This is a genomic window from Microbacterium sp. (assembly GCF_047602155.1).
GTDB lineage: Bacteria > Actinomycetota > Actinomycetes > Actinomycetales > Microbacteriaceae > Microbacterium.
In genome coordinates this window covers 181687-208103 of record NZ_JASGHZ010000001.1, presented here as the reverse complement: position 1 = coordinate 208103, position 26417 = coordinate 181687, and the positions used below count along the sequence as shown (strand labels likewise).

Genomic DNA, 26417 nt, shown 5'->3' with positions numbered 1-26417 from the left:
CTCGATTCGCTGGAAATCGGCGAAGATGGACGCATGACGATGCCCCCCGCGCCGCCGCTTCCGCCGCTTCCGCCCGTTCCCGCGGGGGATGTTCCCGCCGGAGGCGGGATGCCGGCATCCCCCGCGTACCCGCCGGCATTCGTGCCGGTCGTCCCCCCGCAGCAGGTCGTGCTCCCACCGCTGCCGCGCGACGCGACCACCGGCGGGCTCGCCTTCCATCGCCTCGTGTTCGCGCGGCGGCGCTGGGGATGGTGGACCCCGCTGGCCGTCGGCGGGCTGGGGCTCGCGTTCTACCTGGCGCTGACCATGGTCCTCGTCGCCGTGATGGTGGTCGCGATGCTGAACGATCCCACGGCGTTCGACAGCCTGGAGACGTTCACCCAGACCATGACGATCGACACGAGCGACCCGTTCATGCTCGCCATCGCGCTCGGTTCGATCGCCCTCATGCTGCCGAGCTATCAGCTGGCCTCGCTCATCGTCAACGGCACGCGGCTCGGCCTGATCTCGTCGGCCGCCGGGCGCCTGCGCTGGGCATGGATGCTGCGCTGCGGCGTCGTCGCCCTGGTGGTCGCCATCGTGCTCACCGGCCTCATGCTCCTCATCCCGGGTGAGGCGCCCGGCGGCGCGCTCAGTCCGCTCTGGGCCGTGTCCCTTCTCATCGTGCTGCTGCTCGTGCCCGTGCAGGCCGCGGCGGAGGAGTACGTCTTCCGCGGCTACCTGGCACAGGCGATCGGGCGCTGGCTGCGGCATCCGGCGTTCGCGATCCTGCTGCCGGTGCCGCTGTTCATGCTGGGGCACCTTTACGACTGGGTCGGCCAACTGGGCGTCGGGCTGTTCGCGGTCGCGGCGGGCTGGCTGACGTGGCGCACCGGCGGGCTCGAGGCGGCCATCGCCCTGCACGTCGTCAACAACACGGTGGCCTTCGTGCTCGCCGTCGTCACCGGCAGCGACCCGACCGAGACCGACACCAGCGTCGTGAGCTTCCTGTGGTCGCTGCTGCTGATCGGCTGCTACGTCGGCATCGTGGAATGGATGCTGCGCCGCCGCCCGCTCGCGCGCACCGTCGTCATCACCCCGCCGCTGCCGGCCGCACCGGCGTTCCCCGCCGCGGTGAGCTCGTCGGCATCGTAGGTTTCGACGCGCTGCGCGCGCTCACCCGTGACCCGGATCGCCTCGACGTCGCTACGCGGCGTCGAGGCGATCCGCGTCAAGGATCGTGTAGCTGTAGCCCTGCTCGGCGAGGAAGCGCTGACGGTTCTGCGCGAAGTCCTGGTCGACGGTGTCGCGGGCGATGAGCGTGTAGAAGCTCGCCGTGTGCCCGCTCGTCTTCGGCCGCAGCAGCCGCCCGAGGCGCTGCGCCTCTTCCTGGCGCGACCCGAACGACCCCGACACCTGGATCGCGACGGATGCCTCGGGCAGATCGATCGAGAAGTTCGCCACCTTCGACACCACGAGCACCGGCACCGTGCCCTCCCGGAAGGCCTGATACAGTTGCTCGCGTTCGTCGACCGGCGTCGCGCCGGTGATCTTCGGCGCATCCAGAGCCTCGGCGAGGGCGTCGATCTGGTCGAGGTACTGCCCGATCACGAGGATCTGCTCGCCGGCGTGCTTGGCGACGAGATCCTGCACGACCCGGATCTTGGCGTGCGCCGTCGCCGCCAGCCGGTAGCGGTCGTCGTCGGCCGACGCCGCATACTCCAGTCGATCGGACGGCGGCAGGTCCACGCGCACCTCGTAGCAGACGGCGGGGGAGATGAAGCCCTGCGCCTCGATCTGCTTCCACGGCGCGTCGAAGCGCTTCGGCCCGATGAGGCTGAACACGTCGCCCTCGCGGCCGTCCTCGCGCACGAGCGTGGCCGTCAGGCCCAGCCGCCGCCGCGCCTGCAGATCGGCGGTGAGCTTGAACACCGGCGCCGGCAGCAGGTGCACCTCGTCGTAGACGATGAGGCCCCAGTCCAGCGCGTCGAGGAGGGCGAGGTGGGCGTACTGACCCTTCCGCTTCGCCGTGAGGATCTGGTACGTCGCGATCGTGACCGGTTTGATCTCCTTGGCCTGGCCGGAGTACTCGCCGATCTCCTCCGGTGTGAGCGAGGTGCGCCTGAGCAGCTCGTCGCGCCACTGCCGGGCGCTCACGGTGTTGGTGACGAGGATGAGCGTCGTCGTCTTGGTCTCGGCCATCGCCGCGGCGCCGACGAGCGTCTTGCCGGCGCCGCAGGGGAGCACGACGACGCCCGACCCGCCCGCGCTGAAGATGTCGACGGCGTGGCGCTGGTAGGGGCGCAGCGCCCAGCCGGTCTCGTCGAGGTCGATCTCGTGCGGGGTTCCCGGCGTGTAGCCGGCGTGGTCTTCGGCGGGCCAGCCGATCTTCAGCAGCTCCTGCTTGATGTGCCCGCGCGCCCAGGCGTCGATGGCGTACGCGTCGGGGGAGGGGTGGCCGATCAGCAGCGGCTGGATGCGCTTGTTCTTGGCGACCTCGGCGAGGACGGCGGCATCCGTCGCGCGCAGGATCAGCACGCCCTCCGCGTCGCGCTCGATCACCAGGCGCCCGTACCGGCCGACGGTCTCGCGGATGTCGATCGAGACGGATGCCGGCACCGGAAAGCGCGACCAGCGGTCGAGCGTCGCCAGCATGTCGTCGGCCTCGTGCCCCGCGGCGCGGGCGTTCCACAGGCCCAGGCGGGTGATGCGATACGTGTGGATGTGCTCGGGAGCCCGCTCCAGCTCGGCGAAGATCGCGAGCTCGTGCCGCGCCGTCTCGGCCTGCGGGTGGGCGACCTCCAGCAGCACGGTGCGGTCGCTTTGCACGATGAGGGGGCCGTCAGCCATAACGGGAAAGTCTACCGGGTGCGTTCTGTCGCGGCTCAGCCCGGCAGCCCGCCGTGCCCGTGATGCGCCCCCGCCCGCCCGCCGCCGCCCCACCGCCCCACCGCCCCACCGTGCTGAGAAACCACTTTCTGCGTGAGAAACCACCGCAGATGTGGTTTCTCACACAGAAAGTGGTTTCTCGCGCCGGTGGACATTTGTGAGGTCTCGCGAGACCTCACAAATGTCCGCGACACGCCGTGACCCGCCGTGCAAGAACGGACATTTGTGAGGTTTCGCGGGGTGGGTGGGGCGGGCCCGGACGCCGCTCCGCGAGTGCGCCGCCGATCGGCGGGACGCGGGCTCAGCTCGGCGGGATGCGGGGCGGCTCGGCGGGGTGCGGGCTCAGTCGGACCGGACCGACACGATGCTCGACACCGGCAGGGTGCGCTCGACATCGACCTGCTTGTCGCGCCCGCGCAGCCGCCCGCCGCCGAGGCCCGTCGCCTCGATCGTGAAGGCGCGTTCGGCGCCGTCGGGCAGCCGCACGGTGACGACGATGGTCGCGCGGGCGCGCACGGCGTGCTCCAGTTCGCGGCCGAGCCAGGCGGCCTCGGCATCGGCGGCGTTGCCCGAGCGCAGGCGCGCGAGAAGCGGTGCGTACAGCTGGACCGGGTCGGGCGGCGGCGCCGGCTCGTCGGCGAGCCGATGCCGGTCCAGACCGCGCCGGTTGCCGTCGGCGTCGACGGCGACGACGGGGTAGCGGGCGTCGGCGAGCATCCAGAACGCGGTGTCGGCGCCGGTGCGGCTGAACAGGCTGTGCGGCGCGGAGCCCGCCTCGCCGTCGTACACGAGCCCGAGCGGGCGCAGCGCCTGGTCCACCGCGACCGTGCGCAGCAGGGCCTCGTCGTCGCTCGACACCCGGGTCCGCCCCCGCCCGTCGGGGCCGACGCGCAGCGCCCCGTGCCGGCCCGCGGTGCGCTCGATCTCGTAGGCGAGCGGCTGCGGCAGCCCCGTCAGCGACAGCTCGAGCAGGAACTCGCGCAGGCTCTCGGCGGTCTCGCCCGACGTGAGTGCGTCGCCGAGGGTCTCCGCAGTGAACCGGTAGCTGGATGCCTGAGCCCCCGACTCGCGGCGCGCCATCGAGCGCAGGCGTATGTCCAGGTGCGGGGCCAGAGAGCCCGGTGCGATCGCGGTGAGGTCGTTCTGCAGGTAGACGCGGTCGACCTCGGGCGGCAGCAGTGCGATGAGCGCGTCGGCGTCGAAGAAACCACCCGCTGCGGCCGGCCGCGCCCAGGCGGTCGGCCGTCCCGCCCCGTCCAGCAGCGTCCAGCGTCGCAGCAGGGCCGCCGTGGCCGTCGCGCGGGCCGGCCACGCCGGGTCGAACGGGTGGGCGCCCGGCCAGTCGTCGAGCGGCAGCCAGCCGCCGTCCGGGCGGCGCAGCGCCGCCGGCAGCCCCGCGACGAGCGCGGAGGCGACCTCGACCCATCGCGCGATCGTGCTGCTGTGCAGCCACGTGTGACCGCGCGCGGTCAGGAGCCACGCCCGGTCCACGGCCGCGAGCAGGCCCGCGCGTGCGGCGATCTCGACGAGTTCGTCGGCGGTCGCGGCATCCGCGGCGGCGCCCGACTCGATCAGCCGCCGCCGGTCGGCGGCTCCGAGCGTGCCGGCGCCGATGCGCGACAGCGGCGTCGTCAGCGCGGTGTAGAGGATGTCGGCGAGCGAGCCGATCGCCGCGAACGCGCGCTCCGCCTCGTGCGCGTCGCCCGCCTCGTGCGCGTCGCCCGTCGCATCCGCGACCGCCCCGACCGGGGTCAGCGCCCGGAACGCGTCCGCCACCGCGCCGTACGGCACGCCGTCCGCGTCGACCAGCGCACGCTCGAACAGGGCGGTGCGCACCGGGCCGGGCGGCACGGCGCCGGCCGCGGCCTCCATCGCGTCGGCCTCGCCGGCGGTCAGGCCGGTCAGCGCCCGCTCCACCGCGGCGGGCTCGAGCAGCGCCTCGGCGGCGTCGAACGCGTCGTGCCAGTCGGCCGTCGGCGGCACCTGGCGGGCGGCCAGCAGCGCACTCAGCTCGGCGTCGCTGCGCTGCCGCAGCAGGTGCGCGAGCGTGCGGGCGTCGGTGGCGGCCACGTCAGCGTCCCTTGCCGACCCGGGCCTTCCGCACGAACGTCATGACGAGCACCGCCATCAGCAGGCCGAACGCGACGACCGGTGCGATGTACACCGTCGTGCCGATCGTGGGCCAGATGCCCGTCCCCATGTTCGCGCCCGACCACGAGCCGACGATGATCGCGAGGAAGCACACGATCGACAGCAGCAGCAGACCGAGCGACATGAAGGCGAGGATGCGGTCGATGCGCCGCACCGGGACATCGACATCCGGGCGGCGCGGGCCGCGCGGATCGGGCGTGGAGGAAGACGAAGGGGCCATCGCCACCAGACTACTGCCGTAGGCTTGATCCGGGGCATCCGCCCCGTCGACATTGCGCCCGGAACAGGGCGCTGATCAGCGAGGTTGAGATGCCCACCGGCAAGGTCAGGTTCTACGACGACGAGAAGGGGTTCGGTTTCATCACGGGAGATGACGGCCAGGACGTCTTCCTGCACGCCACGGCGCTGGCCGCCGGAACCCAGGTCAAGGCCGGTGCGCGCGTCGAGTTCGGCGTCGCCGACGGCAAGCGCGGCCTGCAGGCTCTGGCCGTGCGCGTGCTCGACGCGCCGCCGAGCCTCGCCAAGCGCAACCGGATGAAGCCCGACGACATGGCGATCGTCGTGGAAGACGTCGTGAAGCTGCTCGACGGCGTCGGCGGCGACCTGCGCCGCGGCCACTATCCGAATGCCGGGCAGAGCAAGAAGGTCGCGGCGATCCTGCGCAAGGTGGCCGATGAGCTCGACGCCTGAGCCGGATGCCGCCGATCGGTCGGACGTCGCCCGCCTGATCGGCGCGCACGACCTCGCGCTGGCGGCGCTGCACGAGATCACGCCCGACACGACCGTCGGACCCGCCGCCGGGTACACCCTGGAGGAAGGCGGCGTCGTCTCGCTGCGCTTCGAGAACACCATGCCCGGCTACCCGGGCTGGTTCTGGACCGTGAGCGTCGCCGTCGTCGACGACGCGGAGCCGACCGTGCTGGAGGTCGAGCTGCTCCCGGGCGACGGGGCGCTGCTCGCGCCCGACTGGGTGCCGTGGGCCGTGCGCCTGGCCGAGTACCACGCGGCGCAGGCGCTGCTGGCCGCCGAGGCGGAGGCTCTCGACGACGACGCCCTCGAAGACGACGACGACGCCGACGACGAACTGGATGCCGAGGACGACCTCGACGACATCCTCGATCTGGATGCCGTCGACTTCGATCAGGACGGCTCGCCCATCCTGCACTCCGGCGACCTCGACGGCGTCGACATCGACGAGCTCGACGACAGCGCTGCGGACGACGAGGACTGACTACCGGGTCGCGTCGATCGTGTAGTCGATGCAGCGGATGAGCCGGCGCACGTCGTCGGGCTCGATCGAGACGAACGTCGCGATGCGCAGCTGGTTGCGGCCGAGCTTGCGGTAGGGCTCGGTGTCGACGATCCCGTTCGCGCGCAGGCTCGCGGCGATGGCCGCGGCATCCACCGACTCGTCGAAGTCGATCGTGACGACGACCGGCGACCGGTCGGCCGGGTCGGCGACGAACGGCGTCGCGACCGACGACGCCTCGGCCCACGCGTACAGCGCAGCCGACGACTCGGCCGTGCGCGCGGCGGCCCACGCCAGCCCGCCGCTGGCGTTGATCCACTCCAGCTGCCCCTCCAGCAGCACGAGGGTCGCGACAGCGGGCGTGTTGAGGGTCTGGTTCAGGCGCGAGTTGTCGACCGCGTTCTTCAGGCTCAGGAACTCGGGGATGTAGCGGCCCGAGGCGGCGATGCGCTCGATGCGCTCGATCGCGGCGGGCGAGACGGCGGCGAACCACAGGCCGCCGTCGGAGCCGAGGTTCTTCTGCGGGGCGAAGTAGTACACGTCGCACTCGGACACGGAGAAGTCGATGCCGCCCGCGGCGCTGGTCGCGTCGATCACCGTCAGCGCGCCGTCGTCGCCGGCGACGCGCTGCACGGGCGCCGCCACGCCCGTCGAGGTCTCGTTGTGCGGCCACGCGTACACGTCGATGCCCGCGGTGGCCGCAGGCGTCGAGCGGGTGCCCGGCTCGGCCTTGCGGACGTCGGGAGCCTGCAGCCACGGGGCCGCGACGGCGGCGGCGAACTTGCCGCCGAACTCGCCGAAGACGAGGTTCTGCGCGCGGTTCTCGACGAGGCCGAAGGCGGCGGCATCCCAGAACGCGGTCGACCCGCCGTTGCCGAGGATGATCTCGTAGCCGGCCGGTAGGCGCAGCAGCTCGGACAGGCCCGCGCGCACCCGGCCGACGAGGTTCTTGACCGGCGCCTGGCGGTGCGACGTGCCCATCAGGATCGCCCCGGGGCCGGCGAGGCCTCCACCTGCGCGGGCCGGATCTTCGACGGACCGCATCCGAAACGTCCGTCGGCGGGCAGGATCTCGCGCGGCAAGGTCACATGGGGCATGAACAGATTCTAGGCTGGGTGGCATGACGGATCTGATCGACACCACCGAGATGTACCTGCGCACGATCCTCGAGCTCGAAGAGGAGGGCATCGTCCCTCTGCGCGCGCGCATCTCCGAGCGTCTCGGGCACTCCGGCCCCACGGTGTCGCAGACGGTCGGACGGATGGAGCGCGACGGGCTCGTCGTGGTCTCGGACGACCGCTCGCTGGAGCTGACGACGGCGGGGCGCAAGAAGGCGATCGACGTCATGCGCAAGCACCGGCTCGCCGAGCGACTGCTCAGCGACGTGATCGGCCTGGACTGGGCGTACGTGCACGAAGAGGCCTGCCGCTGGGAGCACGTCATGAGCGAGCTCGTCGAGCGGCGCCTGATCGAACTGCTCGGACACCCCACCGAGTCGCCCTACGGCAACCCGATCCCCGGCCTCGATCAGCTCGGCGACGCGCCCGCGCACACGTTCGACGAGGGCGTCGTGGGGCTCGTGCGGGCGCTGAACGCGGCCGACGGTCCGCTGCGCGGCACCGTGCGGCGCCTCGCCGAGCCGATGCAGGTCGACCCGGAGCTGCTCGGGCAGCTGCGCGACGCGGGCGTCGTGCCCGGGGCATCCGGCGACTATCGCTTCAGCGAGGGCTACGTGCTCGTGCAGATGGACGGGCAGGACGAGGGGCTGGAACTGCCGGTCGAGGTCGCCTCGCACATCTTCCTGGTGGATGCCGCGCCCCGGCCGTGAACCTGGATATCGCCCGGGAAGCACCTGAGTGCGCAGACCCTGACGTGACTTATTCGTTACCTTCCGGTAGCCTCAAGGAGTCCACCTGGCGAGAAGCCCGCCACCGGATCTCCGCACGAATTGCCTCATCGGCTCGTCGTTCGCGCGGTGAAGCCCGTACATCTGTGCCCTGACACTGAGTGCCGACGAGCCAGTACCCTCCCCGGAGTGCGTGCAGAGGCGCCGGAGGACCATTGGCTGAACAGTTCGACCCGTCGCACGAGACACCCGAGTCCGTCGCGACGACACCCGCCCTGAACGGATCGACACCGCGCGGGCGCATGCGCCGTCTTGCGCTCGTGAAGCCCGCCGCGAAGCAGGCCTCGCGTCGTGCCACGCGCCGCGCCGCAGGCAAGCCGCACCCCCTGCGCAGCTTCGTGACCCTCGCCGCCGTCGCCGGCATGGTCGCCGTCGTCGCGATCCCCGCGATCACGACCGCGACCGGCAGTTCGGCCTCGGCCGTGACGCTGCAGCAGGTCGCCGCCAAGAACGCCCAGGCGCTCGTCGTCGCCTCGGAGACCACCACCACCGCGCTCGACCGCGGCGGCTACTCGGCCACCACGCCCGAGGAGATCCAGGCCAAGAAGGATGAAGAGGCCGCCGCCGCGGCCGCCGCCGCCCGCATCGCCGGCGATGTGACGACCTACAGCGGGTCCGTCGCCCTGTCGATCGCCCCGGCCGGCTCGGTGACCCGCCCGCTGACCTCGTTCAACAACTTCGGCACGCCGTACGCCGGTCACAAGGGCACCGACTACATGGCCGACCGCTACACGCCGATCTACTCGATCGCCGACGGCGTCGTCATCGAGTCGAGCGAGACCAGCAACGGCTGGGGCGTCTACGTCAAGATCGCCCACAACATCGGCGGCAACACCGTCACCTCGCTCTACGCGCACATGAGCTACGGCACGCGTCGCGTCGTCGTCGGCGACACCGTGACGGCGGGCCAGCTGATCGGCCAGGTCGGCGACACCGGCCGCGCCTACGGCACGCACCTGCACCTGGAGATCTACGTCAACGGCTCGTGGGTCGACGCGGAGAGCTGGCTCGTCGCCAACGTCGGCTGATCGGGCGACACGCGGCATCCGTTCTCTGTCGCTTCGCCGTCTCGTCACGCGGCTGTATTAGCCTGATCCCGACGCCCGCGTGAGCGAGGGGGAGCCGATGGACGCAAGGCCCGGCATTCGAACCGTGAATGCCCTAGGTCGCTATGTGCTTCGGCATCGTGTGCACGACTGCCGCGACATTCGTCGTGGAACCAAGGCGCTGTCTTCGTGACAGCGCCTTTTTTCGTGCCTGCGCCACCTCGACCACGCGACGTCGACACCGAGAGACCGTGAAGCCGTCACGGCCGTTCGAGAGGATGAGCATGCGCACCCTGGTGTTGAACGCAGGATACGAACCGCTGGCCGTCGTCTCGTTCAAGCGAGCCCTCGTGCTCGTGATGAACGAGAAGGCCACCGTCATCGAGAGGATCGACGAGGATCCGGTGTGGAGCGTGTGCGGATCGCACGACAGACCCGCCGTGATCGTGCTCACCCGATACGTCCGGATGCCGGGGACGCGTCGCGTTCCGGCGACCCGGCGCGGGGTGCTGCGGCGCGACGGGTACCGGTGCGCCTACTGCGGCAAGGGCGGCACGACGATCGACCACGTGCTGCCGCGCTCGCGCGGCGGGGCGGATACCTGGGAGAACCTCGTCGCCTGCTGCCTGCGCTGCAACAACGTGAAGGGCGACCGCACCCCGCAGGAGATGGGGTGGGAGCTGCGCTGGATTCCGCAGCAGCCGCGCGGCCCGCAGTGGACGGTGCGCGGCACCGAGCGCTCGGAACCGGCCTGGGAGCCGTATCTGTCGCTTGCCGCGTGAGGTCTCCCGACCTGTCGGCGGCGATGTCACCGGCAATGTCGGAGCTCGTCGCTATCTTCGATCTCGACGGGTTGAGTTCATAGAACAAACGTTCTAGCCTGTCGTGGTGAGGTCGATCATGGGGCTGGATGCCGGGCGCAGCCGCGCGAACCGCGGCGCCGCGGACGTCGCGGCCACCGTGCACGATCTGCGCGCGCAGGTGGAGCGCCTGCAGGGGCGGCGCCTCGACGCGCCCGTGCTTCCGGTGGCCTCCGCGCTGGCGCGGCTGCTGCCCGGCGGCGGCCTGCAAACGGGGGCGGCCTACACGCTCGGCCGGTCGACGTCGCTGCTGTTCGCCCTGCTGGCGCGCCCCTCGCGGGAGGGGTCGTGGTGCGCCGTGGTCGGCGTGCCGCATCTCGGCGCCGAGGCGGCGCTGAAGGCCGGGGTCGACCTGTCGCGGCTGGTGCTGATCCCCGATCCGGGGGAGCGGTGGTTGGCCGTGACCTCCGCCGTCGCCGATGTGCTGCCGGTCGTGGTGGTGCGCCCGCCCGCGCGAGCGAGCGGCGGCGAGGTGGCGCGTCTTGCCGCGCGCCTGCGCGAACGCGAGGCGGTGCTGCTGGTGCAGGGGGCGTGGCCGCAGACCGAGGCGACGATCGAGGCGGCCGACCCGCGCTGGTCGGGCCTGGGCCACGGGTGGGGCATGCTGGCGGAGCGTGAGCTCACCGTGACGGTGACGAGTCGTCGCTCGCCGGTGCCGCGCACGGGACGGATGCTGCTGCCGGATGCGACCGGCGGCACGGGTGGTACCGGGCGGGCGATCGTGTCGCCGTTCGCGGAGCCGCTGTCGATGCGGGAGGCGGTGTGAGATGGATGCCGTCCCGACGCGCAGCATCGTCGTGTGGGTGCCGGACTGGCCGGTCGTCGCGCTCATCCGCTCGGCCGGAGGTGAGGACGGCGAGCCGCTCGATCCGCGGTATCCGATCGCCGTGTTCGACAAGGGCGCGGTCGTGGCCTGCTCGCCGGCGGCACGCGCCGCGGGCGTGCGCCGCCGGCAGCGACGTCGCGACGCCCAGGCACGATGCCCGCACCTGATCGTCGCCGACGCCGACCCGGTGCGCGACCACCGCGTGTTCGCCCCGCTGATCGCCGCGCTCGAAGAGCTGGCGCCGGGCGTGCAGCTCGCACAGCCCGGGTTGTGCGTGCTGCACGCGCGCGGCCCGGCCCGGTATTACGGGGGCGAGGCCGCGGCGGCGACGGTGCTCGCCGGGGCGATGGCCAGCGCGGTGGCCGCGGACGGTGTGCGCGATGTGCGGGTGGGCATCGCCGACGGGCCGTTCACGGCCGAGCAGGCGGCGCGGGCGGGCACGACCCGGGACGACCCGGTGCGGATCGTCCCGGCGGGCCGGGCGGCGGGGTTCCTGGCACCGCTGCCGGCCGCGGTGCTCGACGACGACGTGGTGCATCTGTTCGCGCGGCTGGGCATCCAGACGCTGGGGCAGGTCGCAGCACTCGGCCGTGACCGGCTCGTGGAGCGGTTCGGGTCACGCGGAGCGCGCCTGTATGCGCTGGCGGCGGGGCTCGATCCGCGGCCGGTGCAGGCGCGCACGCCGCCGCCCGAGCTGCACCGTGAGACGGTGTTCGAGCCGCCCGTCGAGATCGCCGACCAGGTGGCGTTCGGGCTGCGGGTGCCGGCGGAGGAGTTCGTCGCGCAGCTCGGCGCTCGGGGTCTCGTCTGCACCGAGCTGCGCGTCGTGCTCACGGGCGAGCGCGGGGAGCGCAGCGAACGGGTGTGGCGGCATCCGGGGGTCTTCGACGCGGCGGCGATCGTCGACCGGGTGCGCTGGCAGCTGGCCGAGCAGGGGGGTCTGCGCAGCCGGGTCGTGCGCGTGCGGATGGAGCCCGAGGGGGTGGATGCCGCCGCCCACCACACCGCGCGCCTGTTCGGTGCGGCGCCGGAGGAGCGCGTGCATCGCGCCCTCTCGCGCGTGCAGGCGATGCTCGGCCACCGCGGCGTGCTCACGCCGCAGGTCGGCGGCGGCCGCTGGCTCGCCGAGCGGCAACTGCTCGTGCCCTGGGGGGATCAACGGGGAGCCGGGGGATCGGCCGCGGCGCCGTGGCCGGGGAGCCTGCCCGGTCCGCTGCCGGCCACGGTGTTCGCCGAGGGGATGCCGGTGGACGTGCTCGACGTCGACGGCGACCTCGTCGCCGTCGACGCGCGAGGCGAGCCGACCGGGGAGCCGGCCTCGCTCGAGGTGCGAGGCCGGCGGCGGGCGATCCGGGAGTGGGCGGGGCCGTGGCCCGTCGTCGAGCGCGGGTGGGATGACGCGCGGGCGCGCCGTGCGCACCGCTTCCAGGTCGTGGACGACGGCGGGTCGGCGTGGCTGCTCGTGTGCGAGGATGGGCCTCTGGCGGGTGGAGGGGGTGTACGACTGATGGGCTTCAACAATCCGTCCGTGCCGTGGTCGGAGATGGCGCGGCTGCTGGGGGCGCCATCCCGGCCGGGCTCCAAGCCCGACCCCGCCGCGCCCGAGGCGCCGCTGTCGCGCAAGCGCGGAGCGTATGTTCCGGCATCCATCGTGCGGCCGGCCGATGCCGTGCCGTACGCCGAGCTGCACGCGCACTCGTCGTTCTCGTTTCTCGACGGGGCGTCGTCGCCGGCGGCGCTCGCCGAAGAGGCCGAGCGGCTGGGGCTGCACGCCCTGGCGCTCACCGACCACGACGGGTTCTACGGCATCGTGCGCTTCGCCGAGGCGGCCGAGAACCTGCAGGTGAAGACCGTCTTCGGGGCCGAGCTGTCGCTGCACCTGCCGGCCGCGCAGGCGGGCGTCGTCGACCCCGCCGGGTCGCATCTGCTCGTGCTCGCCCGGCAGGAGGAGGGCTATCACGCCCTTGCCGCCGCCCTCACGCACGCTCAGCTCGCCGGGGGCGAGAAGGGGCGCCCGTGGTACGACCTCGACGACCTCGCAGAGCGGGCAGGGGGAAACTGGGCGGTTCTCACCGGATGCCGCAAGGGCGCCGTCCGCCGGGCTCTCGCCACCGGGGGCTCGAGCGCCGCGGCGGCCGCGCTCGACCGCCTGGTCGCGCTGTTCGGGCGCGATGCCGTCAACGTCGAGCTGATCGACCACGGCAGCCCCACCGACACGCGCGACAACGACATCCTCGCCGCGCTCGCCGCCGAGCGTTCGCTGCCGGTGCTGGCGACGAACAACGTGCACTACACCGTGCCCGACAAGGCGCGCCTGGCCGCGGCGATCGCTGCGGTGCGGGCGAACCGGGGGCTCGACGAACTCGACGGGTGGCTGCCCGCGCACGCGAGCGCGCATCTGCGCTCGGGGGCGGAGATGACGCGGCGGTTCCGCCGCTATCCGGGCGCGATCGCGCGCACCGTGACGCTCGCCGACGAGCTGGCGTTTCCGTTGCGGCGGGCCAAGCCCGCGCTGCCGAAGCTGCCGTTGCCCGAGGGGCACACGCAGATGTCGCACCTGCGGGAGCTGGTGTGGGCGGCGGTGCCGGGGAAGTATCCCGACCTCGACGATGCCGGGCGGGCGCGCATCGAGCGCGAGCTGTCGATCATCGAGCAGAAGGACTTTCCGGGCTACTTCCTCATCGTGCACGGGATCGTCGCCCGGGCTCGTGACCTCGGCATCCTGTGCCAGGGGAGGGGGTCGGCGGCCAGCAGCGCCGTCTGCTATCTGCTGGGGATCACGGCGGTCGACGCGATCGCCTACAACCTGCCGTTCGAGCGCTTCCTGTCGGCGCTGCGCGACGAGGAGCCCGACATCGACGTCGACTTCGATTCGGGGCGGCGCGAGGAGATCATCCAGTGGGTGTACACGCAGTACGGGCGCGAGCGGGCGGCGCAGGTGGCGAATGTCATCCAGTACCGGCCGCGCAACGCCGTGCGCGACATGGCGAAGGCGCTCGGACATTCGCCGGGGCAGCAAGATGCCTGGTCGAAGCAGGTGGAGCGCGGCGAGATCGTGCCCGGGGCGCATGACATCCCGGGCCGCGTCCTGGAGTATGCGGGCGAGCTGATGAAGGCGCCGCGGCATCTCGGCATCCATTCCGGCGGGATGGTGCTCACCGAGCGTCCGGTGGGTGAGGTCGTGCCGATCGAGCACGCGCGCATGAAGGACCGCACCGTCATCCAGTGGGACAAGGACGATGCGGCCTGGATGGGGCTCGTGAAGTTCGACCTGCTCGGGCTCGGCATGCTCGCCGCCATTCAGCACTGCTTCGACGCGATCGAGGGGGCGACGGGGGAGCGCTGGCGGCTGGACACGATCCCGAGAGAGGAGGCGGGGGTCTACGACATGCTCTGCCGGGCCGATTCGATCGGGGTGTTCCAGGTCGAGTCGCGCGCGCAGATGGGGCTGCTGCCGCGGCTGCAACCGCGGGAGTTCTACGAGCTGGCGATCGAGATCGCGCTGATCCGGCCGGGGCCGATCCAGGGGGGAGCGGTGCACCCGTACGTGCGGCGCAAGCTCGGGCTGGAGAAGGTCACCTACGCCCACGAGAAGCTCGAGCCCGTGCTGAAGCGGACGCTCGGGATCCCGGTGTTCCAGGAGCAGCTGATGCAGATGGGCATGGCTGTGGGGAATCTGTCGGGGGAGGATGCCGATGTGCTGCGCCGCGCCATGGGCTCGAAGCGCGGCATCGAGCGGATCGAGTCCGTCAAGGCGAAGCTGTACGCGGGAATGGCGGCGCATGGGCTGGTGGGAGAGGCGGCCGACGACATCTATGCGAAGATCCAGGCGTTCGCGAACTTCGGCTTCGCCGAGAGCCATGCGCTGTCGTTCGCGCAGCTCGTGTACGTGTCGTCGTGGCTGAAGCTGCACTACCCGGCGGCGTTTCTCGCGGCGCTGCTGCGGTCGCAGCCGATGGGGTTCTACTCGCCGTCGACCCTCGTCGCCGATGCCCGCCGCCACGGCGTGACCGTGCTGCGCCCCGACCTCCACGCCTCCGGCGTCCACCCGGGCGTTGCGCCGCGCGCACCGGGCGCGCCGGGTGCACCGCGCGCGCCGCGCGCACGAAAACAGGACATTCGGCGAAAACAGGACGTTTCAGCCCCGGATCGTCCTGTTTTCGGTGAATCTCCTGTTTTCGGTGAAGGGGTGGATGCCGGTGAGGGGAGGGATGCCGGTGAAGGGATGGACTCCTGCCTCGACCGCCGCCAGCCCCCGGTCGCCCCGTTCGACCCCACCGCGCCCGACACCTCCGCCGCGCATCGCCGCGACGGCGCCTTCGCGGTTCGGCTGGGGCTTGCCGTCGTCATCGGAGTCGGCGAGGCGCTCGCCGAGCAGATCGTCGCCACGCGTGAGCAGGACGGTCCGTTCGCGGATCTCCGCGACCTGGTGCGGCGCACCGGGGCGACGGTGACGCAGGTCGAGGCGCTGGCGTCGGCGGGGGCGTTCGAGAGCATGGGCATCGACCGGCGCAAGGGGATCTGGCTCGCGGGGGATGCCGCCCTCGATCGCGCCGAGTTCCTCGCCGGATCCCTGGTGTCGGTGCAGCCGCCGCTGTTTCCCGATCCGACGAGCTACGACATCCTGGCGGCGGATCTGTGGGCGACCGGCATCTCGACCGATGACCATCCGCTGGCGCACTATCGCGCCCAGCTCGATGCGCGGGGCGTGCTCACCTCGCGGGAACTGCGCACGCACGAGGTGGGGCGACGGGTGGAGGTGGCGGGGCTGGTGACGCACCGGCAGCGGCCGTCGACGGCATCCGGGATCACCTTCCTCAACCTCGAAGACGAGCACGGGCTCATGAACATCGTGTGCTCGCGGGGCGTGTGGGACAGGCACCGCCGGGTGCTGCGCAACGCGCCGGCGTTGGTTGCGCGCGGGATGCTGGAGCGCTCGCCCGAGGGCATCGTCAACCTCGTCGCTGACGCGTTCGACGACCTGCGGGTGACGGTGCGCCACCACTCCCGCGACTTCCAGTGACGTCGTTGCCTCAGGGGAGCTTTTCGAAGACCATCGTCGCCTGGATGCGGTCGCCTCCGCCGAATCCGGTGCTGCCCGAGGAAGCGGTGGAGATCGTGTGCAGGCGGTATCCGAGCGCGGCCTGCGCGTTGATCGCCCGCTCCAGTTCGGTCAGGTTTCCCGACCCCGTGCCGAAGAACTTCTCCTTGAGGACGACCTGCAGGACGACATAGCTCATGCCCGTGGGAGCGGGGCGGGGCTGCGCACCCGAGACGGCATCCGCCTGGGCGCGGCTGATCATCCCGGCGACGCCGGGTTCTCGCGGCGGCGCCGGTTGCACGGAGTCGGTCCATTTCTGGCCGTCCCACCACCTCATCGTCCCTGAACCGTCGTCGTACCAACCCGCTTGCGTGTCTGTCATCGTGCCCCTTCCGAGTGCCGCCCGAGACCCGGATGCGGCGAGAAGAGCCTAGGGGAGGCTGGCAGTTGGAGCGATGTCATGGCTTCGCGGCGAATAGACTCGACGTGCCTGCCTCTGTAGCTCAGTGGAAGAGCCACTGCGTCCTAAGCAGCGGGTCGGGGGTTCGAATCCCTCCAGGGGCACAGTTTTTTGTATATCTGACCAGGAATTTATTCCGAGGTCAGATCTCACGTAGATGCGTTTGCGTGCGAGGCTGCCAACCCGGAGCGATAGCGTCAACAGCATCGATCCAGTTGTCGGCAACTCCTGGGCGGCTCGACCCCACGGGGCTCAAGCGTATGAGTTGCGACCGGGTCGTGAGGGCTTCTCCAGTCACCCGTCACCGATACCTGTGAGCCGTGTCCGCATCGCCCTCGACTGGCCGACCACCAACTGGATGCGCACCGCGAGACAATGGTGTGCTATCTTCTGCAAAAATGAGAAAGCTCTCATGTTGCCGCCTCTGAAGGACTCCGATGCCGAAGCCACTCTTCATAACCCTGCTCATTGCGCTCCCAATCATCCTCGGCGGCGCCACGCAGAACGGTTGGGTCATCATTATCGCGGCTCTTCTTGTGCTTGCCGCCAATCCGATCGTCCGCACGATCCGGAAGAATCGATACTTCGGATCCGAGCAGTTCAGTGCGCTGAAGTCGCAGGTCGCGTCGGTCGTCGCCGAGCACAACGACGTCGTCAACTACGTCGCTGAAATCCGGTCGCGAGGCTCCTTCGAACTCGGTGCCTCGTCCACTGGGCAGCATGCTCATTTGGCGACGTTTGAGAACACTTCAGCCTGGAACAACCGGCGAGACCGAAACGTCGCGGAGTACGCACCCCACATTCACAATGCCTCTCTGCAAGTGATTCGCAACGCGAGCCAGGAACCCATTAAATACCTCATGAAGTACTTCGGCATCAAAGCAGACCCGGCTACGCTCGCCGATGTACAGCGGGTCGCGGATGACATCGCTCGGCTCGAGCAAGCTGTCGGCAATGTCGCTGAGCGCGAGACTGATATCGCGCAGATGATCAACCCGCCGAAGTTCATCATGCAGCACTACGCCGCCGAGTTCTGGAGTCAGGTGGGAGTCCACCTGTCTCCCATCGACGTGCCCTACCCGCGCTACATCTTTCAGTACACCTCCGCGGGTGGAAACACGGGGCAGAGTTCACGTATCGATCTCAACACGCCAACCCTCGAAGCACTGTCGGAAATCCTCGTTGAGAAGATCCGATGGACGAAGTCCGCTGCGGGTCAGCGAGCGCTCATGACGGCCCGTCTCCGCAAGCACATCAAGCACCGCGACAACTACACCTGTCTGCAATGTGGAGTTTCGCTCGATGCCGAGCCGCATCTGCTGCTGGAGGTAGACCACATCATGCCGGTCTCCAGAGGCGGGCTTAGCGTGCCGGAGAACTTGCAGACGCTGTGCTGGCGATGCAACCGAACCAAGGGCGCGAAGGTCGTGGCCTGAGCGGGCACACCCTGTTCGCGGATCACCCGTGCCTGTTCAGCTTGGGCCGGCTGCAGTCAGCGGTTTCGGGCGGCCGGGACACGGCCCGCAGGCCTGGACGCGAGATGGGGATGTGCCTCGCGCACCCGCTACCGTCAGAAGCGTCCGTGGGGTCGCAGTTGAGAGGAAGCACGTGTCGGGTATTTGGGATCGTTGGGGAGCACTGACACGCTCAATGATCAGCACGCGCGTCGCGGTCGCTCGAGAACGCGCTTTCTGGGACCAGCTTGATTTCACCAATCGATCAACCTTGAAGCTCAAGGCAGCGGTCGGCGAAACCAAGTACCCCATCCGACTCGTCGATCACGTCAGTGCTCTGGAAGACGAGGGGACACTGATGGCCGCGACGCTTGTGCTCTCATACGCGCTGGCGGAGTCGGCCGTGGTCGATCGTCTGTGCCTCGACTCTAGGTCCGTCGCGGGGATCGAAGACTGGGGCGGAAGGCTCCTGCGCACTACGGGCGGGAACTGGTCCAGTGTCACGGGTGGGCTCGCCGGCGCCGTCGAGGTCGGAGTTGTGCGCAATGTCATCGTTCACGGACAGAGCACCATCGACGAGAAGAACTACACGAGGCTCGAGAAGGCTGGCAGCCAGGCTTTCGCGCTCGGCGATGTTGTCGAGCTCACCTACGAAAGCGTGGTCGCCTACCGGGCGCGGCTCAAGAGTCTGCTGGCCGTCGGCGGCTTGAGCGCCGACGGTTCGCCGGCACCAGGCGGTAAGTGATCAACGCTCGGAAGGTGGTTACTCGAACCAACCGGTTCCGGCTACAGCAGATAGGCGGCGATGTGGCTACTGGCGACGATCAGCCTCGCGACCGGGCTTCGGATCGTCCCGCGCGTCACCGACGTCCATGAACAAAGGATCCGGATCGTCTTCGGAGACATCGACCGTGGCGTACAGGTCGAGCGCGTTCAGCAGGGCGATCACGTTGTCGAGGCTCGCGCTCCCGGCGTGACCCGACTCAAAACGCACGACCCACTGACGGGCGCGCCCGATGCGCTGGGCGAGTTCGTCCTGCGTGAGTCCAAGGTCAGAGCGGCGATCCCGGACGATGTTCGCCCAGTCGCGTGGGCCGCTGAGCAGCAACAGGTCGATCCCTTCGTCGCGCAGAGTAGGTACGAGAAACCAGACACCCTTCTGCCTGTACGAGAAGTGTGACACGGGGAGAAAAGTACGTCAATGCGTACATCTGTCGGATCTTGGGCTCAGCTGCCGAACGCATGACCGTAGAACTCGATCAAAGCAGACGCGGCGACGCCGAGGATCGCAATCAACAGCGCAGCGCCCCACAGCATCCGAACCTGTTTCGCGCCTACGACTTCGCGATGCAGTTCTGCGAAGCCGGAGACATCGGACTCGTGCTGCGGCTCGTCCGTCCACGTCGCGGCATCGCGGACGAGCGCTGACAGCGCGGCCGTCTGCGCCCGATCGATCCGAGGCCTCTGCTTCTTCAGCCAATGGGTGAGCCGCGCTGCATCCAAGACGGCGACGTCCGTGGGCTGCTCTCGGATGGTGATCTGCTTGGCGCCGACGATGGCGATGACTCCGGTCGCGGGAACCTCCGTTCCCACGGCGGCCGACAGGAGTTTCCGCGTTCTGGTCGCCTCGTAGCGAGCGTTGCGCAGATGGTCCTTCGCCTGTCCATTGACGAGCAGCCTGCGACTGCCCACCCACACGCGTGCGCCCTCGTGGAACTTCGTGTTGATCGTGAACACGCCTGCCTCGCTGACGACGACGTGGTCGATATCGCTGCCACGCGTTCCGATCGGTACCGAATGCAGGACGGTCCAGCTTTCGCCGAGCGAGTCAAGACGCTTAGCGACGTCGAGTTCACCGAGAGCACCGAGGTACCAGGGCAGCGATTCCTCGGACAGCGGTGATCGTCCGAAGGTGCGCGCGAGTGGGCCGCGCCGCGGTACGCCAGCTTGGACGCGCAAGCATTCGGTCATGACGGATGCCGCAGCGACAGTCCCGAACGTCGACAAGGTCAAAGCGGGGGAGTCGAGCGGCAACTGAGGGGGGATTTCAGATGGCATCGGGTTGATTCTAGGGGGGCTGCGTTCTGCCCGCGCACGTGGGTCGGCGAGCGATTGCGCGACGTCGCCCCATCGGGCTTCCCGCCGGGAGAGTCTTGCGCACGTGACATCGGACGGTGTGCCGGTATCAAGCCATGCTTGAGCCATGGCCCAACCCGCTGATCTGCTCGCCGTGCTCATCGACGCCGACAACGTCTCAGCCTCCAAGATCGATGCCGTGCTCTCGGAAGTCGCTCGCTTCGGCACGGCATCCGTCAAGCGCATCTACGGTGACTGGACGAACACGCAGCTGAGCACCTGGAAGCAGGCGGCGAGCGAGCACGTCATCCAGCCTGTGCAGCAATTTGCCAACACCGTCGGCAAGAACGCCACGGACAGCGCGTTGATCATCGACGCGATGGATCTGCTCTACACGCGTCGCTTCAGCGGGTTCTGCGTCGTCTCTTCCGACAGCGACTTCACGCGCCTCGCGACCCGCATCCGGGAAGAGGGTGTCACGGTGCACGGGTTCGGAGAGCGAAAGACTCCGGTTGCCTTCCGCAATGCCTGTGGCACCTTCACCTACCTCGATGTGCTGGAGGAGCCTCAGGCGGAGCCCGCCGCGACGGCGCCCTCGCGCAAGCCGACGCCGGAGCTCCGGAAGGACACCAAGCTCGTCGCTGGTCTTCGCGCTTGCATCACCACGGCATCCGGTGAGGACGGCTGGGCGAAGCTTTCTGCGGTCGGCTCTCTCATGCGCAAGCAGCAGCCCGACTTCGACTCCCGCAACTGGGGCTACGCGAAACTCTCCGACCTCGTGAAGGCGATCGGCTTGTTTGCTGTCGAACCACGACCGGGCGGCGGCCTGCAGATTCGTAATAGGGCGAAGTAGTTCCCGCGCTACAGCACGTAGGCGGCGAAGTAGGTGCCGCCGACGATCAAGACCGCCAGCGCGCCGACGCTTGACCAGGCGATGACGCGTGGCCAGTCGATCCAACGGCGCGTGCGTGGCCCGGGGCCGAAGCCTTCGGCATCCGATGAAAACCATCGGCGTTCATTGGGTCGACCCCGACCTCTTGTGTTGCGGTGAGACGTCTTGGGCTCTGCCGCAGGGGGTTGCCGTTCGCGCGCAGCCGCCGGGCCGAGTACCAATTCTTGGTACCATCAGTCATGGCTGCCAACACGTCGATCAGTCTCGATGATCACTTCACCGACTTTCTTGCTCGCGCGGTGTCCACCGGACGCTATCGGTCCGCGAGCGAGGTCGTGCGCGCAGGTCTTCGGCTACTGGAAGACCAGGAGACGCAGATGACCGCGCTGCGAGCGGCACTGGTCAGCGGTGAAGAGAGCGGTGCTCCGGAGCAGTTCGACTTCGACGCTTTCATCGCCTCCAAGAGGCGGTGAACGTGGGGTTGTACCGGCTTACTCCGGCAGCTCAGCGCGATCTCTCTTCGATCTGGGACTACACCTTGGAGCGGTGGGATGCGGATCAAGCCGAGACCTATGTGCTAAAGATGCGGAGCGCGATCGAGCGGATCGCGGATCAGCCAGATCGCGGCCGCGCAGTCGATGAGATTCGCAAGGGATATCGTCGGTACGCGATCGGAAGCCACCTGATCTTCTTTGTCGAGAGCGACGACGGCGTCGATATCATCCGCATCCTTCACCGACGGATGGATCCAACGCGACACCTATAGTGGCTCTGCGTATTTCAGGTGGGGGTGGTGGGGTCGAGGCCGCCGGCGATTCGGCGGGTGAGTTCGATGAGTCCGTTGATGGCTTCGGTGCCGCCGTTGGATGATCGGTTCGTGGTCCAGTAGGCCAGGAACGCGTCATGCCACTGGGTCAGCGTGAACCGTCCCGGGTTCTCTGCCGATTCGTGCGGGGAGCGGTTCTCGGGTGAGGGCCGCGTAGTCGGCAGCCACGGCACCCTTCATGCGCTTCCCTGGTTCACGCCCAGCCGCAGGGCCACCTCCAGCAGCGTCAGCCCCATCGTAGAGCCGCACCGTCTGGGGAGTATCCCATGCCGCCGCAGCGGCACCGAGGAGCGGGCAAGGGGCAAGTCGAGCTACGGCCGTTCGGGCGTAGATGCCGAACTTCCGGGGCGACCCATCACCAACTACATTGACGGCGTCGGTGTGGGCGTCGACGTCGGGATGAGAGTCTTGAACCAGTGGGCGAAAGCTTCGCCGCCGTCGAATGCCATCCCGCTCGTGCACACGAGGGCGAGGACTCCGATCGCGACGGCGACGATCCACACCCAGAGGCGGACGGCCCACGCGTTTGTCCAGAAGAGAGCGAGCCAGAACCATCGTGGGCGACCATAGGACGCGATGTATACGCCGGAGATGCTCGCCAAGCACAGCGCGATGAAGACGACAAGCATCAGGACGCACAGAAATGCTCCGATCATCTGGTTCGCGACCTGCTGAAACTCGCCAGGAGGCGCCTTGAAGAACGCGCCGATGGGGCCGTGGCGGTCGACAAGTCCGCGAAAGTGCCCTACTGCGTCGCCATGGAGGGGGGCGTTCTGGAGCCAGTACGCGTTGAACAGTCCCGTAGTCCAGAGCACCAGACTGAGCAGGATGCGCCACGCAATCGATCCTCCGTCAACGCACTTCTTGGCCCAGAAGACGATGAACGACAAGAGTGTGCCTGCGAAGACGATGGCGGAGAACAGCACAAGCGCGTATGCAATCTCGCCTACGTATTGCGAGTACCTGGCGACCGCGACGACCACGGCAATCACCAGGAGCGCGATCATCACCTTCTCGGTGTCTGGGTCGTTGCTCGTGCGTTGCGGGCGAGACGGAAGCCGTATCCGCCACGGGGTTGCCTCACGTGCGATCGCCAGCGCGTCATTGAGCGAGCGCCGATGCCCGGCAACGGGAAGTGCAACCATGTCGGCGAACGCTGATCCCACGATCGCCCCTGGGACGACGAGAGCGAGAGCGAACACCACCGCGAACCATGTTGGCGGTGTCACCAGTCCTGCCCTCCGCCTCGTCGGACGAGGTTCAGAAGGAACGAAGCGACAGCGCTCAACGCCAACCCTCCCACGCCGATCACGATGTCCCACGTGTGTTCAGCCAGAAACGCTTGCAACTTTCCCCTCTCGACTTCGCGCGATGGACGCCATGCGTCCATGCCCTCAGTATCGCGGGTAGGGCGGACATTGCGCCGAGCCGCCAGGCCGGGGCGACGCGGGGGTGCCGGACCTACTGAATGCCCTCCTTGACGAGACGCCATTGCTGGCAAGTGCACCCATTGGACGTGTACTGCTGGGCGATTGCTCCATCCGCGGTCGATGCGCCCGTGACTTCGAGGAGCTTAAGACTGTTGGCGTTCTGTAACGTCCACCAGCCGCCGCTGGTCGTGGCAATCCAGTTCTGGGTCGTGCTGCCGGTCGGACCCCACTGGGCGGCGTCGACTCCATCCGCGGTCTGAGCGTAGGGTATCTCCAGCAGCTTGCCGCTGTTCACGTTCAGCAACTGAACCGTCGAACCGCTCACGGTTCGCACGTTCCAACGCTGCGTGGCATTCCCCGTAGATCCCCACTGGCCCGTCGCAGCGCCATCGGTAGTCAGGGCGCTCAGGATTTCGAGCAGCTTGCTGCTGTTGCGATTGACGATACGGAATTGGGGATCCGTCGCGGTAGACCGGTACAGGTGGATGACATCCAATTCTGCGTACGAGGTGTTGCGCGAGAACCGGATGGTGTTCGCACCCGCGTTCAGAGTGACGTTCATCTGCACCCAGCGGAACCGACTCCAGTCGTATGTCGCCGGGTAGGTGAGTGTCGTCGCCGACCCGCCGTTGACGCTCACCGAGTGGCTCGAGTTCGCGCCCGTGCCGTTGTCGTACCGCACGTTCATCGTGTAGGTGCCGGCAGCGGGCACGTTGACCGCGAACTGCACGTAGTCGCCGTCGACATTGATGTTGCCGACCTTTGAGCCGTTCGAGGCCTGCACGTGCGTCACGAGGGAAGGGTTGCCGTTGCGGGTCGCGAGTTCGGCCTCGTACTGCTGGGCGTCGAGCGGGATCGATCCCACCCGGACGTCGTTGTACGTGGTCGTGAGGTTTTCGACGTTCGCCGCTTGGTAGAGCGTGCGGCCGTCGACGCTCACGTCGAGCCCCTGGGCGAATCCGCTGAAGTTGCCGCCCTGAGTGTCGGTCGCGTCGTAGGTGACCGCCATCGGCAACCGCTCCCACGGTCCTTCGCCGAGGTTGTAGTTGACGTAGAAGTTCTGGCCGCCGTCGATGACGCCGCCCGAGGTGAGCGACCACTTCGACGTGACGATCACCATGCCCTTCGGGCCGCCGCCCGGAACCCATTTCACGAAGGGCGACGACCCGATGCCGCGGCCGTTCGCCAGCGCGACCTTCGTGCCGATGCTGGTGGTCGTTCCCCAGTTGAGCCCGTCGTTCGAGATCTTGAAGTAGACCGGGGCGGTGTTCTGCGCCTGGCTCGGCCGGTTCACGACCTCCCAGGTGCCCAGGTAACGTCCGTCCGGCAGCTTCGTGACGGTGATCATGCCGGGCCGATCGCTGGAGTTGTTCGGCGCCGAAACGTTGACGAGCGACCCCCAGGTCGCGCCGCCGTCAGTGGATCGCCGGTACGAGACCGCCTGCAGAACGCCCGACGCCTTCTGGCGCTCGTCCGAGAAGTAGGCGACGAGACCGCCGCTGCCGTCGATCGCCAGCGACGGTTCCCACACGGTTGTGGTCGTCGACGACGGCGTCGGGTCGTAAGTCGCGGGGGCCCCGCTGTCGATGGTGCTGACGTACGACCAACTAGTCCCCCGGTCGGTGCTCTTATAGAGCACCAGGCTGCTGCTGGAGCGATCGGCCGGCATGATCATGCCGGCCAGCAGGATGGTGCCTGCCGTCAGCGTGCCCGTGGTCTGCGTGACCTCGAACAAGAACGGCTGGGCCGTGCGAGTCATGGTGGGGAAGGTCGCGCTGGGGTTCACGTCGGCGACCTTGGTCCAGCTCGCCCCATCGTTGGTGCTGCGGTAGATCGGATAGACCTGCACGCCGCCGACCAGCACGAGCTGGTCAAAGGTGACGAGTTGCGTACCGTTCCCCGACGACTGGTTCTTCAGCACCACGATCTTGGGATAGGTGGTGCCGGCGGGAACTCCGCCTTCGGGGTTGAACGAGGTTCCGGCAGCGGGGGAGTAGACGAGTGCCCCGTTTCCGGTCGTGACGGCCCAGGCGGGCGCAGATGCCGTGATGCCCGCCGCGATCAGCGCGGCTGCGGCGAGCGCGGCAATGACGGCTCGGTGCCGCAGCGTCGTGCGGGTGCCATTCATCTGTTCTTCTCTCCTTCGAGGGGGGCGTCCGACCTCCGGAATCTACAACGTTGTAGAACCCTGGATGCGCTTACCGTACGGCGTGCCTGCGCCGGTGTCAATCGGTGCGTTACGGTGGCATGATGACGCCAACCCTGCGGGATGTCGCTGACGCTGCGGGCGTCTCGTTCAAGACGGTCTCCAACGTCATCCACGACTATCCGCATGTGACCGAGGCCACGCGCGCCCGCGTGCTCGCCGCGATCGAGCAACTCGGCTACCAGCCCAACCGGTCGGCGCGCAGCCTGCGCTCCGGCCGCACCGGCGCCATCGGTCTCGCCGTGCCGGAGTTGAGCCTTGCCTACTTCGCCGAACTCGCGGACGAGGTCATCCGCGTCGCCGAGGAGCACGACCTCGTCGTCCTGATCGAGCAGACCGGTGGCGATCGGCGCCGCGAACTCGATGTGCTGCACGGCTCCCGCCGCCAGATGACCGACGGCGTGCTGTTCAGCCCGCTCGCCCTGGGCAACGACGATGCCTCCGAGCTCGACGGCGTCGATTTCCCGCTCGTGCTGCTCGGCGAGCGCATCTTCGGCGGCCCCGTCGACCACGTGACCATGGAGAACGTCGACGGAGCCCGAGCCGCCACCGAGCACCTGCTCGAACGGGGACGCCGCCGCATCGCGGTGCTCGGTGCGCACCAGGGCGAGGTCATCGGCACCGCCGGGCTCCGTCTTGCCGGCCACCGGACGGCGCTGGAGGCGGCCGGCTTGCCGTTCGACGATTCCCTGATCGTGGATGCCGGTCCCTGGCACCGCGCGAACGGCGCCGAGGCGATGCGCGATCTTCTGGATCGCGGGGTCGTGTTCGATGCCGTCTTCGCGCTCAACGACGAACTCGGGCTCGGCGCATTGCGCGTCATGCAGGAGCGTCGCATTCGCGTCCCCGACGAGGTTGCGATCATCGGATTCGACGATGTGGACGAGGGGCGGTACTCGCTTCCCAGCCTGTCGACGGTCGATCCCGGTCGGCGCGAGATCGCGCGCCTGGCCGTGCAGTTGCTGGTCGAGCGCATGTCCGGCGCCGATGCCGCCGCCTCCCGGCGCGAGGTGCGGTCCGGCTTCCGCATCGTGGAACGCGAGTCGACGGCGACGACACGCTGAACGACGACCTGCTTGACAGGATCGCCGGCCGCCCGCATGATGTCTTTTACAACGTTGTAAAA

General features: G+C 69.0%; 22 protein-coding genes, 1 tRNA gene and 3 pseudogenes. 16 read left to right on the top strand and 10 right to left on the bottom strand.

All coding sequences use genetic code 11. The features are described from left to right. Positions 1-33: 33 nt before the first annotated feature. A complete protein-coding gene (locus QM720_RS00960; RefSeq protein WP_415124202.1) occupies positions 34-1134 on the top strand; it encodes a lysostaphin resistance A-like protein in 1101 nt (366 codons plus the stop codon). Between the two features lie 51 nt (positions 1135-1185). Here the strand turns inward: QM720_RS00960 and QM720_RS00955 are convergent, their stop codons facing one another. From QM720_RS00955 to QM720_RS00945, 3 genes are all read right to left on the bottom strand, one after another. Continuing rightward, complete coding sequence (locus QM720_RS00955) at positions 1186-2829, bottom strand: DNA repair helicase XPB (RefSeq protein WP_415124200.1); 1644 nt, start codon at positions 2827-2829, stop codon at positions 1186-1188. Between the two features lie 381 nt (positions 2830-3210). Next, complete coding sequence (locus QM720_RS00950) at positions 3211-4938, bottom strand: helicase-associated domain-containing protein (protein ID WP_415124198.1); 1728 nt, start codon at positions 4936-4938, stop codon at positions 3211-3213. Between the two features lies 1 nt (position 4939). Next, positions 4940-5239, bottom strand: a complete 300-nt coding sequence (locus tag QM720_RS00945; protein ID WP_415124196.1) for a multidrug ABC transporter ATPase — start codon at positions 5237-5239, stop codon at positions 4940-4942. A gap of 89 nt (positions 5240-5328) precedes the next feature. Here QM720_RS00945 and QM720_RS00940 point away from each other — a divergent pair, with 89 nt between their 5' ends. Both QM720_RS00940 and QM720_RS00935 read left to right on the top strand, forming a co-directional pair. Next, on the top strand, positions 5329-5709 hold the full coding sequence (locus QM720_RS00940) for a cold-shock protein (RefSeq protein ID WP_415124194.1): 381 nt from the start codon (positions 5329-5331) through the stop codon (positions 5707-5709). Beyond that, positions 5693-6250: a DUF3027 domain-containing protein gene (locus QM720_RS00935; protein ID WP_415124192.1), complete on the top strand. Its 558-nt coding sequence runs from the start codon at positions 5693-5695 to the stop codon at positions 6248-6250. The genes QM720_RS00940 and QM720_RS00935 overlap by 17 nt, the downstream gene beginning before the upstream one ends. Here the strand turns inward: QM720_RS00935 and serC are convergent. Then, positions 6251-7365, bottom strand: a pseudogene (gene serC / locus QM720_RS00930) (phosphoserine transaminase). A gap of 23 nt (positions 7366-7388) precedes the next feature. Here serC and QM720_RS00925 point away from each other — a divergent pair. The 6 genes and pseudogenes from QM720_RS00925 to QM720_RS00900 all read left to right on the top strand — a co-directional run bounded on the left by QM720_RS00925 (position 7389) and on the right by QM720_RS00900 (position 15929). Next, positions 7389-8096 carry an iron dependent repressor, metal binding and dimerization domain protein gene (locus QM720_RS00925; protein ID WP_415124190.1) on the top strand — a complete coding sequence of 236 codons (708 nt, stop codon included), beginning with the start codon at positions 7389-7391 and terminating at the stop codon, positions 8094-8096. A gap of 233 nt (positions 8097-8329) precedes the next feature. Further along, positions 8330-9202: a M23 family metallopeptidase gene (locus tag QM720_RS00920; protein WP_415124188.1), complete on the top strand. Its 873-nt coding sequence runs from the start codon at positions 8330-8332 to the stop codon at positions 9200-9202. Positions 9203-9504: 302 nt separating this feature from the next. After that, positions 9505-10002, top strand: coding sequence for an HNH endonuclease (locus QM720_RS00915; RefSeq protein WP_415124186.1), 498 nt, complete (start codon positions 9505-9507; stop codon positions 10000-10002). A 118-nt stretch (positions 10003-10120) separates the two neighbouring features. Continuing rightward, entirely contained in the window at positions 10121-10846 is a 726-nt protein-coding gene (locus tag QM720_RS00910; RefSeq protein ID WP_415127759.1) for a hypothetical protein, read from the top strand. Further along, positions 10764-11270, top strand: a pseudogene (locus tag QM720_RS00905) (hypothetical protein); the annotation flags it as partial. The gene QM720_RS00910 and the pseudogene QM720_RS00905, both read left to right, overlap by 83 nt. Before the next feature lie 1143 nt (positions 11271-12413). Beyond that, positions 12414-15929, top strand: coding sequence for an error-prone DNA polymerase (locus QM720_RS00900; RefSeq protein ID WP_415127757.1), 3516 nt, complete (start codon positions 12414-12416; stop codon positions 15927-15929). Positions 15930-15939: 10 nt separating this feature from the next. Here the strand turns inward: QM720_RS00900 and QM720_RS00895 are convergent, their stop codons facing one another. After that, positions 15940-16329, bottom strand: a complete 390-nt coding sequence (locus QM720_RS00895; RefSeq protein ID WP_415124184.1) for a DUF2510 domain-containing protein — start codon at positions 16327-16329, stop codon at positions 15940-15942. 110 nt (positions 16330-16439) lie between these two features. On the opposite strand from QM720_RS00895, the gene QM720_RS00890 reads away from it, so the two are divergent. From QM720_RS00890 to QM720_RS00880, 3 genes are all read left to right on the top strand, one after another. After that, positions 16440-16511: transfer RNA gene (locus QM720_RS00890), tRNA-Arg, on the top strand. 333 nt (positions 16512-16844) lie between these two features. Further along, positions 16845-17843 (top strand): HNH endonuclease, encoded by a 999-nt coding sequence (locus QM720_RS00885; protein ID WP_415124182.1) that lies wholly within the window; start codon positions 16845-16847, stop codon positions 17841-17843. Positions 17844-18057: 214 nt separating this feature from the next. Then, positions 18058-18606 carry a hypothetical protein gene (locus QM720_RS00880; protein ID WP_415124180.1) on the top strand — a complete coding sequence of 183 codons (549 nt, stop codon included), beginning with the start codon at positions 18058-18060 and terminating at the stop codon, positions 18604-18606. Between the two features lie 66 nt (positions 18607-18672). Here the strand turns inward: QM720_RS00880 and QM720_RS00875 are convergent, their stop codons facing one another. Further along, entirely contained in the window at positions 18673-19044 is a 372-nt protein-coding gene (locus QM720_RS00875; RefSeq protein WP_415124178.1) for a helix-turn-helix transcriptional regulator, read from the bottom strand. Positions 19045-19088: 44 nt separating this feature from the next. After that, positions 19089-19919, bottom strand: a complete 831-nt coding sequence (locus QM720_RS00870; RefSeq protein ID WP_415124176.1) for a nuclease-related domain-containing protein — start codon at positions 19917-19919, stop codon at positions 19089-19091. Positions 19920-20064: 145 nt separating this feature from the next. Here QM720_RS00870 and QM720_RS00865 point away from each other — a divergent pair, with 145 nt between their 5' ends. From QM720_RS00865 to QM720_RS00855, 3 genes are all read left to right on the top strand, one after another. Further along, positions 20065-20790 (top strand): NYN domain-containing protein, encoded by a 726-nt coding sequence (locus QM720_RS00865; RefSeq protein ID WP_415124174.1) that lies wholly within the window; start codon positions 20065-20067, stop codon positions 20788-20790. A gap of 278 nt (positions 20791-21068) precedes the next feature. Next, the gene (locus QM720_RS00860; protein WP_415124172.1) at positions 21069-21302 is read left to right on the top strand and encodes a type II toxin-antitoxin system ParD family antitoxin; all 234 of its coding nucleotides are present in this window, start codon (positions 21069-21071) and stop codon (positions 21300-21302) included. Beyond that, the gene (locus QM720_RS00855) at positions 21299-21595 is read left to right on the top strand and encodes a type II toxin-antitoxin system RelE/ParE family toxin (protein ID WP_415124170.1); all 297 of its coding nucleotides are present in this window, start codon (positions 21299-21301) and stop codon (positions 21593-21595) included. Before QM720_RS00860 ends, QM720_RS00855 begins: the two co-directional genes overlap by 4 nt. 14 nt (positions 21596-21609) lie before the next feature. On the opposite strand, the pseudogene QM720_RS00850 reads toward QM720_RS00855, so the two are convergent. The 3 genes and pseudogenes from QM720_RS00850 to QM720_RS00840 all read right to left on the bottom strand — a co-directional run. Further along, positions 21610-21750 (bottom strand): annotated as a pseudogene (locus QM720_RS00850) (transposase); the annotation flags it as partial. A 267-nt stretch (positions 21751-22017) separates the two neighbouring features. Continuing rightward, positions 22018-22860 carry a hypothetical protein gene (locus tag QM720_RS00845; RefSeq protein WP_415124168.1) on the bottom strand — a complete coding sequence of 281 codons (843 nt, stop codon included), beginning with the start codon at positions 22858-22860 and terminating at the stop codon, positions 22018-22020. A gap of 256 nt (positions 22861-23116) precedes the next feature. After that, positions 23117-25213, bottom strand: a complete 2097-nt coding sequence (locus QM720_RS00840) for an RICIN domain-containing protein (RefSeq protein WP_415124166.1) — start codon at positions 25211-25213, stop codon at positions 23117-23119. Between the two features lie 122 nt (positions 25214-25335). On the opposite strand from QM720_RS00840, the gene QM720_RS00835 reads away from it, so the two are divergent. After that, positions 25336-26355, top strand: a complete 1020-nt coding sequence (locus tag QM720_RS00835; protein ID WP_415124164.1) for a LacI family DNA-binding transcriptional regulator — start codon at positions 25336-25338, stop codon at positions 26353-26355. Positions 26356-26417: the final 62 nt, after the last annotated feature.